Origin of the sequence: Streptomyces sp. NPDC058008 (assembly GCF_042886395.1) — a bacterium.
GTDB lineage: Bacteria > Actinomycetota > Actinomycetes > Streptomycetales > Streptomycetaceae > Streptomyces.
On sequence record NZ_JBHVQX010000003.1, the window covers coordinates 161,264 to 175,816 of the forward strand.

General features: G+C 72.3%; 13 protein-coding genes. 10 read left to right on the forward strand and 3 right to left on the reverse strand.

Going from position 1 to position 14,553, the window contains the following annotated elements; genetic code table 11:
* Positions 1-427: 427 nt before the first annotated feature.
* Positions 428-1,132 carry an N-acetylmuramoyl-L-alanine amidase gene (locus ACFVS9_RS04290; RefSeq protein ID WP_389929928.1) on the reverse strand — a complete coding sequence of 235 codons (705 nt, stop codon included), beginning with the start codon at positions 1,130-1,132 and terminating at the stop codon, positions 428-430.
* Between the two features lie 61 nt (positions 1,133-1,193).
* On the opposite strand from ACFVS9_RS04290, the gene mnmA reads away from it, so the two are divergent.
* The gene (mnmA, locus tag ACFVS9_RS04295; RefSeq protein ID WP_383117201.1) at positions 1,194-2,324 is read left to right on the forward strand and encodes a tRNA 2-thiouridine(34) synthase MnmA; all 1,131 of its coding nucleotides are present in this window, start codon (positions 1,194-1,196) and stop codon (positions 2,322-2,324) included.
* 53 nt (positions 2,325-2,377) lie between these two features.
* Here mnmA and ACFVS9_RS04300 read toward each other — a convergent pair whose 3' ends face one another.
* The gene (locus ACFVS9_RS04300; protein ID WP_389929931.1) at positions 2,378-3,181 is read right to left on the reverse strand and encodes an alpha/beta fold hydrolase; all 804 of its coding nucleotides are present in this window, start codon (positions 3,179-3,181) and stop codon (positions 2,378-2,380) included.
* 62 nt (positions 3,182-3,243) lie between these two features.
* Positions 3,244-3,579, reverse strand: a complete 336-nt coding sequence (locus tag ACFVS9_RS04305) for a DUF427 domain-containing protein (protein WP_389929933.1) — start codon at positions 3,577-3,579, stop codon at positions 3,244-3,246.
* Between the two features lie 66 nt (positions 3,580-3,645).
* Between ACFVS9_RS04305 and ACFVS9_RS04310 the strand changes: the two genes are divergently transcribed.
* From ACFVS9_RS04310 to gatB, 9 genes are all read left to right on the forward strand, one after another.
* Positions 3,646-4,185, forward strand: a complete 540-nt coding sequence (locus ACFVS9_RS04310) for a TIGR00730 family Rossman fold protein (protein WP_358966607.1) — start codon at positions 3,646-3,648, stop codon at positions 4,183-4,185.
* A gap of 135 nt (positions 4,186-4,320) precedes the next feature.
* Positions 4,321-5,010 carry an SDR family oxidoreductase gene (locus ACFVS9_RS04315; RefSeq protein ID WP_383117205.1) on the forward strand — a complete coding sequence of 230 codons (690 nt, stop codon included), beginning with the start codon at positions 4,321-4,323 and terminating at the stop codon, positions 5,008-5,010.
* Positions 5,011-5,067: 57 nt separating this feature from the next.
* Complete coding sequence (locus ACFVS9_RS04320; RefSeq protein WP_383117206.1) at positions 5,068-6,093, forward strand: methionine synthase; 1,026 nt, start codon at positions 5,068-5,070, stop codon at positions 6,091-6,093.
* A gap of 39 nt (positions 6,094-6,132) precedes the next feature.
* Positions 6,133-8,328: an NAD-dependent DNA ligase LigA gene (gene ligA, locus ACFVS9_RS04325; protein WP_389929936.1), complete on the forward strand. Its 2,196-nt coding sequence runs from the start codon at positions 6,133-6,135 to the stop codon at positions 8,326-8,328.
* Positions 8,329-8,642: 314 nt separating this feature from the next.
* On the forward strand, positions 8,643-10,787 hold the full coding sequence (locus ACFVS9_RS04330; RefSeq protein ID WP_383117208.1) for a putative bifunctional diguanylate cyclase/phosphodiesterase: 2,145 nt from the start codon (positions 8,643-8,645) through the stop codon (positions 10,785-10,787).
* 155 nt (positions 10,788-10,942) lie between these two features.
* Positions 10,943-11,239, forward strand: coding sequence for an Asp-tRNA(Asn)/Glu-tRNA(Gln) amidotransferase subunit GatC (gene gatC / locus ACFVS9_RS04335; RefSeq protein ID WP_014153935.1), 297 nt, complete (start codon positions 10,943-10,945; stop codon positions 11,237-11,239).
* A 5-nt stretch (positions 11,240-11,244) separates the two neighbouring features.
* Positions 11,245-12,747: an Asp-tRNA(Asn)/Glu-tRNA(Gln) amidotransferase subunit GatA gene (gatA, locus tag ACFVS9_RS04340; protein ID WP_389929939.1), complete on the forward strand. Its 1,503-nt coding sequence runs from the start codon at positions 11,245-11,247 to the stop codon at positions 12,745-12,747.
* A 5-nt stretch (positions 12,748-12,752) separates the two neighbouring features.
* Positions 12,753-12,986 carry a hypothetical protein gene (locus tag ACFVS9_RS04345; protein ID WP_356884902.1) on the forward strand — a complete coding sequence of 78 codons (234 nt, stop codon included), beginning with the start codon at positions 12,753-12,755 and terminating at the stop codon, positions 12,984-12,986.
* A 16-nt stretch (positions 12,987-13,002) separates the two neighbouring features.
* Positions 13,003-14,511, forward strand: a complete 1,509-nt coding sequence (gatB, locus tag ACFVS9_RS04350) for an Asp-tRNA(Asn)/Glu-tRNA(Gln) amidotransferase subunit GatB (protein WP_383117210.1) — start codon at positions 13,003-13,005, stop codon at positions 14,509-14,511.
* Positions 14,512-14,553 lie beyond the last annotated feature (42 nt).

Sequence of the window (14,553 nt, forward strand, 5' to 3'; positions counted from 1 at the left end):
CTTGGGCGGGCGGGCATCGGCCCACCCAGGCCTGGTCCCGGCCCACCCCCGCCTGGTCCCGGCTCGTGCCGACCGGCACCGGCCCTCGCCGGTCAGGCGTCGGCGCACCCGCGCCGGGTCTCAGCTCGCGCGGACCGGTATCGGCCCACCCTCGCCTGGTCCCGGCTCGTGCCGACCGGCACCGGCCCTCGCCGGCCAGGTGTCGGCGCACTCGCGCCGGGTCTCAGCTCGCGCGGACCGGTATCGGCTCGCGCAGCCTGGTCCCGGCTCGTGCCGACCGGCATCGGCCTTCGTCGGCCAGGCGTCGGCGCACCCGCGCCGGGTCTCAGCTCGCGCGGACCGGTATCGGCTCGCGCAGCCTGGTCCCGGCTCGTGCCGACCGGCACCGGCCCTCGCCGGCCAGGCGTCGGCGCACCCGCGCCGGGTCTCAGCTCGCCTGTGTCCCGGTCGTGGCCCGTGCCCGGTCCGTGGACGCCGCGCGCACCAGCTTCATGTAGCGGCTCCAGTCCCAGTGCGGTCCCGGATCGGTGTGGTCCGTGCCGGGCACCTCGACGTGCCCGATGATGTGCTCGCGGTCCACCGGGATCGCGTACCGCTCGCATATCGAGGCCGTCAGCCGCGCGGAGGACGCGTACATCGCCGCCGTGAAGTCCTGCGGACGGTCGACGAAACCCTCGTGCTCGATACCGACGCTGCGCTCGTTGAACGCGCGGTTGCCCGCGTGGTACGCGACGTCCAGCTCGCGGATCATCTGCGTCACGTGGCCGTTCTTCCCGACGACGTAGTGCGACGCGGCCTGGTGGGCCGGGTCCTGGAACACCCGGACCGCGCTCTCGTAGCTGCCCTGTGTGACGTGGATGATCACCCGGTCCACGCGGTAGTCGTCGGGGCGGTCGGCCCGCCGCCAGTTCGCCTCCGAGGCCGCGACCCAGCGCGCCGGGGCGTAGTCCAGCTCACCCTCGTCACGAGGCTTCTGCACGCCCGGTATCCGCCACCAGACGCGCCGGATCTCCCCCGCGGCCAGAGCGGCCGTGCCCGCGGCGGCGACCCCGCCGCCGATCAGCAGCGTGCGCCGGCTGATGCCGTGACCGGGGCCGTCGCCCGGTGATCCGGCATTTCCGTTGTTCCCCATGTGCACCACAACGCTTGTCCGAGCGCATTCGGTTCCCGGGGCCCCGTACTCTGGACGGGCTATGACTCAGACTTCCCAGCGCCCCCTCCGTGTGCTCGCCGCCATGTCGGGCGGAGTCGACTCCGCCGTCGCGGCGGCCCGAGCCGCCGAGGCGGGCCACGACGTGACCGGTGTGCACCTCGCCCTCTCCGCGAACCCGCAGTCCTTCCGTACGGGCGCGCGCGGCTGTTGCACCATCGAGGACTCCCGGGACGCCCGCCGCGCGGCGGACGTCATCGGCATCCCGTTCTACGTCTGGGACCTGGCGGAACGCTTCCGCGAGGACGTCGTGGACGACTTCGTGGCGGAGTACGAGGCGGGGCGCACCCCCAACCCCTGCCTGCGCTGCAACGAGAAGATCAAGTTCGCCGCCCTGCTCGACAAGGCGCTGGCCCTCGGCTTCGACGCCGTGTGCACCGGCCACTACGCCACGGTCGTCCTGAACGAGGACGGCACCCGGGAGATGCACCGCGCCTCCGACATGGCCAAGGACCAGAGCTACGTCCTCGGCGTCCTGGACGAGAAGCAGCTCGCGCACGCCATGTTCCCGCTCGGGGACACCCTCACCACCAAGGACGAGATCCGGGCCGAGGCCGAACGCCGGGGCCTGGCGGTCGCGAAGAAGCCCGACAGCCACGACATCTGCTTCATCGCCGACGGTGACACCCAGGGCTTCCTGGCCGGCCGGCTCGGCGGCCCGGCGGAGGGCGACATCCTCGACGAGTCCGGCGCGAAGGTCGGTACCCACGAGGGCGCGTTCGGCTTCACCATCGGCCAGCGCAAGGGCCTGCGCATCGGCCACCCCGCCCCCGACGGCAAGCCCCGCTACGTCCTGGACATCTCGCCGGTGAACAACACGGTGACGGTCGGCCCGGTCGAGGCACTCGACGTCACCGCCCTCACCGCGATCAAGCCCCGCTGGTGCGGCACCGCCCCCTCCGGGCCCGGTACGTACACCGCGCAGCTGCGCGCCCACGGCGGCGAGACCGAGGTGACGGCCGAGCTGACCGACGGCGTCCTGTCCGTCACCTTCACCGAGCCCGTGCGCGGCGTGGCGCCCGGCCAGGCGGTCGTGCTGTACGACGGGACCCGGGTCGTCGGATCGGCGACCATCGCCACGACGGTGCGCAAGGAGAAGGCGGCGGCCGGCTGACGGCCGGGTCGCTCCCCTGCGACGACCCGGCCGCTCCGGCCCCCGCGGACGCCCTACGACACGGCGGTCCGCAGGAACGGGCTCCTGGCGAAGAAGTCCGCCAGGACCGGCGCGATCACGTGCGGTGCCAGCTCGCGGGTCTGGCCCGTCAGCGTGCGGTGCCTGGCCCGGGGGATCGCGGCCGCGAGGGCCAGGGTCGTCCGGTGCGCCACCTCCGTGCTGAAACCCCCGGTCACCACCAGGGTGCGCGCGGTGACCGACGCCAGCCGCGCGGCGGGCACCGAGCCGTCGCCCAGCAGGGCGTCGTCGTAGGCCAGGGTGTGCGCCACCGCTTCCAGTCCTGACCACAGCGGGTCCCGGCGCATACGCGCGATCATGTCCTCGGGGACACCGCTCCGGGACAGGTACAGCGCCACGGCGCCCCCCCGGTCGCCCTTCGCCAGCAGCCGGTGCAGCAGCGCCGTGGAGCGGGACCTGTACAGGAGAGCGGTCGCTCCCGGGGTGTACGGCGGCTCGTAGACCGCCAGCATGTCCACGGGCAGCCCGGCCGCCTGCGCCTCCAGGGCCAGTGCCCCGCCCGACAGCATGCCGAACACCGAGACGCGCCCGCCCACCGCCGCCGCGACCGAGGCCAGGTCCTCGATCTCACGGCGGAGCGAGTACGGCCCGCCGTCGCCGCTCGCCCCGCGGCCCCGCCGGTCGTACGTGACGGCCGTGAAGCGCGGGGCCAGCAGGGCGGCCAGCGGCGCCTCGTCGGCCGAGGTGCTGAGGGCCCCGCCGACCAGGATCACCGGCGGCCCTTCGCCGCGGCGGCGGTACGCGATCGGCGTACCGTCGCGGGAGAGAGTCTTGTCCATGCGAGGGTGGACTGCCGCGCCCCGCGGAACTCATCGCCCGGGCGCGGAAATATTTCTGACGGTCAGCCGGAGACGACCTCCGTGGCGTAGAAGCAGAAGTGGTCCCTGATCGCGGCGACTTGTTCCTCGGGCTCCGGATAGGCCCAGACGAGGTCCTCGGCGCCGGGCACCGACCAGTACGACGCGTCCCCCTTGAACGGGCAGTGCGTACGGGTGTCCGAGGGGGTCAGCAGGTCGGTGCGCACGTCCCCGGGCGGCAGGTAGTAGCGGTCGGGGCAGCCTGTCTCGCGCAGCACCAGCGGGCGGTGGCTCTCGGCGAGCACCCGCCCGTCGTGCACCGCGCGCACGTGCACGGGGGCCGGTCCGACGGTGATGGTGTGTCCTGTGATGGAGGCCATAGCTGCTTCAGCCCCCGGAGCGGCCGGTTTCTTCCCGTACCGGGGGAGCGGTCGTACCGTGGTCGCATGAACATCTGTGTCTTCCTCTCGGCGGCCGACCTCGACGACCGCTACACCGTGCCCGCCCGCGAATTCGCCGAACTGCTCGGGAGGGGCGGACACACCCTGGTCTGGGGCGGGTCGGAGAGCGGGCTGATGAAGGTCGTCGCCGACGGGGTCCAGGAGTCCGGCGGTCGGCTCGTCGGGGTGTCGGTGGACTTCCTGGCGGCGAAGGCGCGCACGAACGCCGACGAGATGGTGATCGCCAAGGACCTGGCCGAGCGCAAGGCCCTGCTCCTGGAGAAGTCCGACGCGATCGTGATCATGGTCGGTGGCACGGGGACGCTCGACGAGGCGACCGAGATCCTGGAGCTGAAGAAGCACGGCAAGCACACCAAGCCCGTCGTCCTGCTGAACACCGCCGGGTTCTACGACGGCCTGCGCCAGCAGTTCCAGCGCATGGAGGACGAGGGCTTCCTGCCGCTCCCGCTGACCGAGCTCGTGTTCTTCGCCAAGGACGGTGTCGGCGCCCTGGCCTACCTGGAGGAGTCGGCCGGCCTGCGGTGACGGGAGCGCGGGACCCGGCACGGGGAGCGGACCGTGCCCGTCCGTGGAGCCGCGGCCGGCCCGGTGCGCCGCGGCGCGGGCCCGCCCGGGACACCTGAGGAGCCCGACGGCCTGCGGTGATGCGAGCATGAGGGCATGCCTACTCACCTCATCACCGGTGCCGGCTCCGGTATCGGCTCGGCCGTCGCGCGCCGCCTGCTGGAGCGCGGCGACGAACTCGTGCTGCTGGCACGGGACGCCGGACGCGCCAAGGAGCTCGCGGCCCTCCACCCCGGGGCCCGCACACTGGTCGGCGACCTCGGCAACCCCGACCGGCTCTCCTGGGCGTTCGGGCAGCAGCCGATGCCCGAACGCCTCGACTCGCTGCTGCACATCGCGGGTGTCGTCGAACTCGGCCCGGTCGGCGACCTCACCCCCAAGGCCTGGCACTTCCAGCTCAACGCCAACCTCGTCTCCCCGGCCGAACTGACACGCCTGCTGCTGCCGCAGCTGCGCGCCACCCGGGGCCAGGTCGTCTTCGTGAACTCCGGCGCCGGTCTCGCCGCGCACGCCGGATGGGGCGCGTACGCCGCCAGCAAGCACGGCCTCAAGGCACTCGCCGACTCGCTGCGCCACGAGGAGCACGGCAACGGGGTCCGGGTCACCTCCGTCTACCCGGGCCGCACCGCCAGCCCGATGCAGGCCAAGGTCCACCAGCAGGAGGGCAAGGAGTACGACGCCTCCCGCTGGATCGACCCGGAGTCCGTGGCCACCACGGTCCTGCTGGCCCTCGACCTGCCGCGCGACGCCGAGATCAACGACCTGACGGTGCGCCCCGGCCGCTGACGAGCCGCCGGACCGGCCTCCGGGAGCGCCCGCCCCGGAGGCCCGTAGGCTTTCCGCGTGAGCGAGAAGAGCGGGTTCAGCGCGAGTGCGGCCACCGGTATCGGGTCCATGCCGGGGGGAGACGCCCGGGAGGCGGCCAGGACCGTCACCGGGTCCTTCGCGGACGGCCGGGGCATGCCGTATCTGGCGGAACTGCCCGCGCGCGGCCCCGGCGCGGACATGACCGGGCGCACCGTCGGCCTGCTCGTCGAGATGTACGGCCACGTCGAGCCCAGCGGCTGGCGGATCAGCGACCGGCCCGGCCGCGACACCCGGCGGGCCCGCTCCTGGCTCGGCGAGGACCTCGACGCCCTGGAGGAGTTCACCCAGGGCTACGAAGGGCTGCTCAAGGTCCAGGCCGTCGGCCCCTGGACGCTCGCCGCGGGACTCGAACTGCGCGGCGGCGAGGCCATGCTGGGCGACCCCGGCGCCTGCCGCGACCTGGCGGGCTCACTGGCCGAGGGGCTGCGCTCCCACCTCGCGGAGGTGCGCCGCAGGGTCCCCGGCGCCGAGGTCGTGCTCCAGCTCGACGAACCCTCCCTGACCGCCGTGCTGCGCGGGCGGATCAGGTCGGCCAGCGGCTACCGCACCTACCGCGCCGTCGACCGCCAGACCGTCGAGGGAACACTGCGGGACGTGCTCTCGGTCAACGCGGCGGGGCTCACCGCCGTCCACTCCTGCGCCCCTGAGGTGCCGTTCGCCCTGCTGCGCCGCGCCGGAGCGGGAGCCGTCTCCTTCGACTTCTCGCTGCTCACCGAGCGTGAGGAGGAGGCGATCGGGGAGGCCGTCGAAGGCGGCACCCAGCTCTTCCTCGGCGTGGTTCCCGGCCTCGACGGCGCCTCGACCGCATTGTCGGACCCGGGCGGTAGCGTCAAGGAGGTCAGGACGTTGTGGAGCAGGCTGGGGCTGGATCCGGGGACTCTCAGCGAGTCCGTCGTGATCACCCCGTCCTGCGGGCTCGCGGGAGCGTCGCCCGCGTACGCGCGCGCCGCGCTCGCCCACTGCGCCCGGGCCGCGAGGTCGCTCGCGGACAACCCGGAGTAACGGGTCGTGGAGTCAACGGGGCAACGGGAGGAACGGACGATGGCCGGCGAACAGCAGGCAGGACAGCTGACCGGTGTGCCGGCGGAGGTGCGGGAACGGCACGCACTCCTCGCCGAGCAGATCGAGGAGCACCGCTTCCGGTATTACGTGAAGGACCAGCCGGTCATCGACGACGCCGAGTTCGACCGGCGGATGCGCGCGCTGGAGGCCATCGAGGAGGAGCACCCCGAGCTGCGCACACCGGACTCGCCGACCCAGAAGGTCGCGGGCCCGTACACCACGGAGTTCACCTCCGTCGAACACCGCGAGCGCCTGCTCTCCCTGGACAACGCCTTCGACGACGGTGAGCTCGCGGCCTGGGCCGAGCGGGTCGCCAAGGACGTGGGCCGGGGCGGGTACCACTTCCTGTGCGAGCTGAAGGTGGACGGCCTCGCCGTCAACCTCACCTACGAGCACGGCAGGCTGACGCGCGCCGCGACCCGGGGCGACGGCCGGACGGGCGAGGACATCACCCCCAACGTCCGTACGATCGCCGACATCCCGCTCCGCCTCCAGGGCGACGACGTCCCCGCGCTCGTCGAGATCCGCGGCGAGGTCTTCTTCCCGATGGAGGCCTTCGAAGGGCTGAACGCCCGGCTGGTGGAGGCAGGCGACAAGCCCTTCGCCAACCCGCGCAACGCGGCGGCCGGATCGCTGCGGCAGAAGGACCCCAAGGTCACCGCCACCCGCCCGCTCCACATGGTGGTGCACGGCATCGGTGCCCGGGAGGGCTTCGACATCGACCGGCTCTCCCAGGCGTACGACCTGCTGAGAGGGTGGGGCCTGCCGACCGCCAGGCACAACAAGGTGGTGGGGTCCCTCGACGAGGTGCGCGAGTTCATCACCTACTTCGGCGAGAACCGCCAGTCCGTCGAGCACGAGATCGACGGAGTCGTCGTCAAGCTCGACGAGATCCCGCTCCAGGGCAGGCTGGGCTCCACCTCGCGCGCGCCGCGCTGGGCCATCGCCTGGAAGTACGCGCCGCAGGAGGTCAACACCAAGCTGGTCAACATCCGGGTCGGCGTCGGACGCACCGGCCGCGTCACCCCGTACGCCCAGGTCGAACCGGTCGAGGTGGCGGGGTCGGAGGTCGAATTCGCCACCCTGCACAACCAGAACGTCGTGAAGGCCAAGGGCGTCCTCATCGGTGACACCGTGGTGCTCCGCAAGGCGGGCGACGTCATCCCGGAGATCCTCGGGCCGGTCGTGGACCTGCGCGACGGCAGCGAGCGCGCGTTCGTCATGCCGTCCGAGTGCCCCGAATGCGGAACGGCGCTGCGCCCCATGAAGGAGGGCGACATCGACCTCCGCTGCCCCAACGCCCGCTCCTGCCCGGCCCAGTTGAGGGAGCGCCTGGCCTATCTGGCAGGCCGTAAGTGCCTGGACATCGACCACTTCGGCTATGTGGCGGCCGCGGCCCTGACCAAGCCGCTGGAGCCCGAGGAGGCACCGCTGCTGGACGAGGGCGACCTCTTCGGCCTGACGGTGGAGCAGCTGCTGCCGATCCGGGCGTACGTCCTGGACGCGGACAGCGGGCTGCCCAAGCGCGACCCGAAGACGGGCGAGGAGAAGATCGCCACGGTCTTCGCCAACCAGCTGGGCGAGCCGAAGAAGAACGCCCTCGGCATGCTGGAGGGCATCGCGGCGGCCAGGCAGGCACCGCTCGCCCGGATCCTCACCGGGCTGTCGATCCGGCACGTCGGACCGGTGGCCGCCGTCGAACTGGCCCGGCAGTTCCGGTCCGTGGACCGGATCGACGAGGCGTCCGAGGCGGAGCTGGCCGCGGCGGACGGGGTGGGGCCCATCATCGCCGCCTCGGTCAAGCAGTGGTTCGCCGAGGACTGGCACCGCGAGATCCTGCGCAAGTGGCGGGAGGCCGGGGTCCGGATGGAGGACGAGGGAGCGGGCGAGGAGGAGGGGCCGCGGCCCCTGGAGGGACTCACCGTCGTCGTCACCGGCACGCTGACCGCGCACACCAGGGACGGCGCCAAGGACGCACTCCAGAACCTCGGGGCGAAGGTCACCGGATCCGTCTCGAAGAAGACCTCCTTCGTGGTGGTCGGCGACAACCCCGGTTCGAAGTACGACAAGGCGATGCAGCTGAAGGTGCCCGTCCTCGACGAGGAGGGCTTCGCGGTCCTCCTCGAACAGGGTCCGGACGCCGCCCGGGAGGCCGCGGTCCCCGCCGAGGCCTGACCGAGGCGCGATCGAGACCCTGGGGGCGCTTGGCCGTGGGCGAGGGGGGAATCAAACGGACGAGGGGGACAGGAGGGGGCCGGGAGGCCCGGTTCCGCCCGCCCGCGTCACCTGTTCGGCGCATATCAGACCGTCAGGGGTGTCAGGTCCGCATTCGGGCAAGAGCTGCAGAGCGCTGCCCGCGGGGGCCCTCGTCGGCCTACTGTTGAACGAGCACCTGCCGTGCCCGGCTGCGTGGTGGGATCTGGATCGTGGTGGCGTGGGGGCGGGGGCCACCGTGGGACTTCGGCACCGCCGGCTGTGAGAGGGACGGAATGAAACCGACCGAGAGCGCCGCACCGGTGTCGCGGCTGCAGGGTTTCGCTGGCCTCACGTCGAGAGTGGGCGCCGCCGTCGTAGCGGTCGCCGCGGTGCAGCTCGCGGCCGGCTTCTACCGCACGGTCCAGGACGGCCACGCCCTCTTCCCGGCCGGCACCGCGGGCTGGTCGCTCGCCCTGCTCACCGGAATCATCGTCGGACACCTGGTCGCCCTGGGGCGCGACCGCTGGTGGGGCGGCACCGGTTCCGGCGCCGCCCTCACGCTCGCCGTCCTGCTGCTCTACGGCTGGGTCGCCGCCGGGCTGGTCAGCCTCGTCGTCGTGGTGCTCGTCGGCACGGCCAGGCGCCACCGCTGGTGGCAGGGACTGCTGCACGGGGCGGTGGACATACTCGGCGTCGGGGCGGCCGCGCTCGTGCTGTCCGTCTTCGGCGAGGTGCCGACCGTCGAGTCGCCCTGGCTGCCGCTCCACTGGGGCATCCGGGCCGTGCCGGAGGTGCTGCTCGCCGCCGGTACGTACCTCGTCGTCACCCGCGTCCTGCTCTGGTACGCCAGGGCGTCGCAGAGCGGCGGGCTGCCGACGATCGCCCGCACCGCGCTGCTGCGCCAGGGACTCGTCGCGGTCGCCCTGCTCGGCATCGCCCCGCTGATCTGCGTGGTGGCGTCCGCCATGCCCGTCCTGCTGCCGCTCTTCGCCGTGCCGCTGATCGCGCTGGACTCCACCCTCTGGATCGCCCGCGCGCGGGCCGAGGAACAGCTCAGGGACCCGCTCACCGGCCTGCCCAACCGCCAGTGGCTCCTGGAGCGCACCTGGACGGCCCTGGAGGAGGCCGGCGCGACCGGGGTCAGATCCGCGCTCGTCCTCATCGACCTCGACCGTTTCAGGGCCGTGAACGACACCCTCGGCCATCTCGCCGGGGACCGGCTCCTGCTCCAGATAGCGGAGCGGCTGCGGCTCGCGCTGCCGCGCGGCGCGGAGGCCGCCCGGCTCGGCGGCGACGAGTTCGCCGTGCTGCTTCCGACCGCGGACTCGACCACCAGCGCCCAGCGCGTCGCCCGCCACCTGGTCGCCGAACTCTCCTCCCCCCTCGATCTCGACGGCCTCACCCTGGTGCTGGAGGCCAGCGCGGGGGTCGCCGTCCACCCCGACCACGCGCTGGACGCCGAAGGCCTGCTCAGGCGGGCGGACGTGGCCATGTACCAGGCCAAGCGGGACCGCACGGGCGTGGAGGTCTACGAGTCCAAGCGCGACAGCAACACCCCGGACCGGCTCGGCCTCCTGGGCGACCTGCGCCGGGCCCTGGACGCCCGCGAGGTCGAACTCCACTACCAGCCCAAGGTCCGTTTCGACGGCCAGGTGGCCGGTCTCGAAGCGCTCGTGCGCTGGGTGCACCCGGAGCGCGGGCGGGTCCCCCCGGACGAGTTCATCGCCATCGCGGAATCCTCCGGGCTGATGCCCCACCTCACCGAGTACGTGCTGGAGACCGCGCTGGCCCAGGTGGCGCGGTGGCGGGCGCAGGGCCTGTTCGTCCCCGTCGCGGTCAACGTCTCACCGCGCGACGTCCACACCCCCGGTTTCGCCGGCAGCGTCGCCGCCCGGCTCGCGCGGCACGGCGTGCCGGCCGGTGCCCTGCAACTGGAGATAACGGAGCACGTCCTGCTGGAGGACCCGCAGCGGGCCGCCGACACCCTGGCGGGGCTCACCGGGCACGGGGTCAAGATGTCCCTCGACGACTTCGGCACCGGCTACTCCTCCCTCGTCCACCTGCGGAAGCTGCCGGTGAGCGAGCTCAAGATCGACCGGTCGTTCGTGGCCCGGCTGGCCGTGGACAACGAGGACGCCGAGATCGTCCGCTGCACCATCGACCTCGCCCACTCGCTCGGGCTGATCGTCGTCGCCGAGGGCGTGGAGGACGACGAGACCTGGGAGCGGCTGCGGGACCTGCGCTGCGACGCCGTGCAGGGCTGGCTCGTCGCCGCCGCGATGCCGCCGCAGGAGACCACGGCCTGGCTGCGGGCCCGCGGTGAGCACGGCTGGCGCCGGCCGTCGGAGCTGGAGGCCGCGGCCGCCCAGGCGGTGGCACCCGAGCAGGCCCCCCGGTCCGCGGGGCACGCGCTGAATCCCGGTCCGGCCACGGCCTGAGACCCGCCGGGGACCGGGCCGGTGCGCGGCGGCGGGCCGGCCGGTGGCCGTTTTGTCCTCAATCGGTGTCCGGGCTGCCCGCACGCGCCGCGGACGAGTCCGGGGACCCCATAGGATTGGGCCAAAACCACACACCGAACCCTGAGGATCGCTGCATGCCTGGCATCACGCGCGAGGAGGTCGCCCACCTCGCCCGGCTGGCGCGTCTGGAGCTGAAGGGCGAAGAGCTCGAACACTTCGCCGGTCAGCTCGACGACATCATCGGCGCGGTCGCCCGCGTCTCCGAGGTCGCCGACCAAGACGTACCGCCGACCTCCCACCCGCTGCCGCTGACCAACGTCATGCGCGCGGACGAGGTCCGTCCGTCGCTCACCCCCGAGCAGGCGCTCTCCGGCGCCCCGGCCCAGGAGCAGCAGCGTTTCAAGGTGCCGCAGATCCTGGGGGAGGACTAACAGCCATGACGGACATCAGCACCATCATCAAGCTCACCGCGGCCGAGATCGCCGCGAGGATCGCGTCCGGCGAGCTGACGGCCGTCGAGGTCACCGAGGCCCACCTGGCCCGGATCGACGCCATCGACGAGAAGGTCCACGCCTTCCTGCACATCGACCGCGAGGGCGCGCTCGCGCAGGCCCGCGCCGTCGACGCCAAGCGAGAGGCGGGCGAGAAGCTCGGCCCGCTGGCCGGCGTCCCGCTCGCGCTCAAGGACATCTTCACCACGCGGGACATGCCGACCACCGTCGGTTCGAAGATCCTCGAAGGCTGGGTCCCGCCGTACGACGCGACCCTCACGAAGAAGCTGAGGGCCGCCGACGTCGTCATCCTCGGCAAGACCAACATGGACGAGTTCGCCATGGGGTCCTCCACCGAGAACAGCGCCTACGGCCCGACCGGGAACCCCTGGGACCTCACCCGCATCCCGGGCGGTTCCGGCGGCGGTTCCTCCGCCGCGCTGGCCTCCTTCGAGGCGCCGCTGGCCATCGGCACGGACACCGGCGGCTCCATCCGCCAGCCCGCCGCCGTCACCGGCACCGTCGGCGTCAAGCCCACCTACGGCGGCGTCTCCCGCTACGGCATGGTCGCCTTCTCCTCCTCCCTCGACCAGGGCGGCCCCTGCGCCCGTACGGTCCTGGACGCGGCCCTGCTGCACGAGGCCATCGGCGGACACGACCCGCTCGACTCGACGTCCATCGACGCACCGGTCCCGCCGGTCGTCGAGGCCGCGCGCAACGGCTCCGTGCGGGGCATGCGCGTCGGTGTCGTCAAGCAGTTCGCGGGCGAGGGCTACCAGGCCGGCGTCGTCCAGCGCTTCGAAGAGTCGGTCGAGCTGCTGAAGTCCCTCGGCGCCACGGTCGTCGAGCTGGACTGCCCGTCCTTCGACCTCGCCCTTTCGGCGTACTACCTGATCGCGCCGTCCGAGTGCTCCTCGAACCTCGCGCGCTTCGACGCCATGCGCTACGGCCTGCGCGTCGGCGACGACGGCACGCGCTCCGCCGAGGACGTCACCGCGCTCACCCGCGAGGCGGGCTTCGGCGACGAGGTCAAGCGCCGCATCATCCTCGGCACGTACGCGCTCAGCTCCGGCTACTACGACGCGTACTACGGCTCGGCGCAGAAGGTCCGCACGCTCATCACCCAGGACTTCGAGAAGGCCTTCGAGCAGGTGGACGTCATCGTCTCCCCGACGACGCCCACCACCGCCTTCCCGATCGGCGAGCGCGCTGACGACCCGATGGCGATGTACCTCGCGGACCTGTGCACCATTCCGACCAACCTCGCCGGAAACTCCGCCATGTCGCTGCCCTGCGGCCTGGCCCCGGAGGACGGCCTGCCGGTCGGGCTGCAGATCATCGCCCCCGCCATGAAGGACGACCGGCTGTACAAGGTCGGAGCCGCCGTCGAGGCCGCCTTCGTGGAAAAGTGGGGGCACCCGCTGCTCGAGGAGGCTCCGTCACTGTGAGTGCCATGGCAAAGAAGGCCAAGAACTTCAAGAAGTCCAAGTCCGGCGTGTACCTGTCGCTCGGCACCACCGCTTTCGGCGCGCTCAGCGTCGTCAAGCAGGCGAGGATGGCCCGCCAGGACAACGACACGCTGCGGCTGATCGACGCCGCCGTGTCCGCCGCCGCGATCGTGACCGGCATGGCGATCCTCTACCGCGAACTCAAGCGTCTCGGCGACGACGACGTCCTGCTGGGCTGAGAGGGAAAGTTTCACCGTGACTGTCATCGACCTGGAGTCGTACGAGGACGCCCTCGCGACGTACGACCCCGTCATGGGCCTTGAGGTCCATGTCGAGCTCGGCACCAAGACCAAGATGTTCTGCGGCTGCTCCACCGAGCTCAAGCAGGACGCGAACTCGCAGACCTGTCCGGTCTGCCTCGGACTGCCGGGCGCGCTGCCGGTGGTCAACGAGATCGGCGTCGAGTCCGCCATCAAGATCGGGCTCGCGCTGAACTGCGAGATCGCCGAGTGGTGCCGCTTCGCCCGGAAGAACTACTTCTATCCGGACATGCCGAAGAACTTCCAGACCTCCCAGTACGACGAGCCGATCGCCTTCGACGGCTATCTGGACGTCCAGCTGGAGGACGGCGAGATCTTCCGCGTGCAGATCGAGCGCGCCCACATGGAGGAGGACACCGGCAAGTCGACGCACGTCGGCGGTGCCACCGGCCGCATCCACGGCGCCTCCCACTCGCTGCTCGACTACAACCGGGCCGGCATCCCCCTCATCGAGATCGTCACCAAGCCGATCGAGGGGGCCGGCGCACGCGCCCCCGAGGTCGCCAAGGCGTACGTCGCCGAGCTCCGCGAGCTCATCAAGGCGCTCGGTGTCTCGGAAGCCCGGATGGAGATGGGCCAGATGCGCTGCGACGTGAACCTGTCGCTGCGCCCGCACGGCCGCGAGGCGTTCGGCACCCGCTCCGAGACGAAGAACGTCAACTCGCTGCGTTCCGTCGAGCGCGCCGCCCGCTTCGAGATCCAGCGCCACGCCGCGGTGCTGAACTCCGGCGGCACGATCGTGCAGGAGACCCGGCACTTCCACGAGGAGGACGGCTCCACCACGGCCGGCCGCATCAAGGACAACGCCGAGGACTACCGCTACTTCCCCGAGCCCGACCTGGTGCCCGTGGCCCCGGCCCGCGCCTGGGTCGAGGAGCTCCGCGAGGGGCTTCCCGAGCTGCCGCGGCTGCGCCGCAAGCGGCTCAAGGAGGAGTGGGGCGTCAACGAGCACGACATGCAGTCCATCCTCAACGCGGGGGCGGTCGACCTGATCGTCGCCACGACGGACGCGGGCGCTCCCTCCGACCAGGCCCGCAAGTGGTGGATGGGCGAGCTCGCCCGCAACGCCAACGAGACCGGCCGCAGCCTGGACGAGCTGCCCGTCACCCCGGCGCAGGTCGCCCGGGTGGCCGAGCTCGTCGCCTCGGGCGACCTCAACGACAAGCTGGCGCGCCAGGTCCTGGAGGGTGTCCTCGCGGGCGAGGGCGACCCGGACACCGTCGTGGAGAAGCGCGGTCTCAAGGTCGTCTCCGACGAGGGCGCGCTGGGCACCGCCGTCGACGAGGCCATCGCGGCCAACGCGGCGATCGCCGACAAGATCCGCGGTGGCAAGGTCGCCGCCGCGGGCGCGCTCGTGGGCGCGGTCATGAAGGCCACCCGTGGCCAGGCGGACGCCGCGCGCGTCCGTGAGCTGATCCTGGAGAAGCTCGGCGTCGAGGGCTGATCCCCCGATCGCCCCTGGGGGGCGGTGCACCCGGCCGACGGG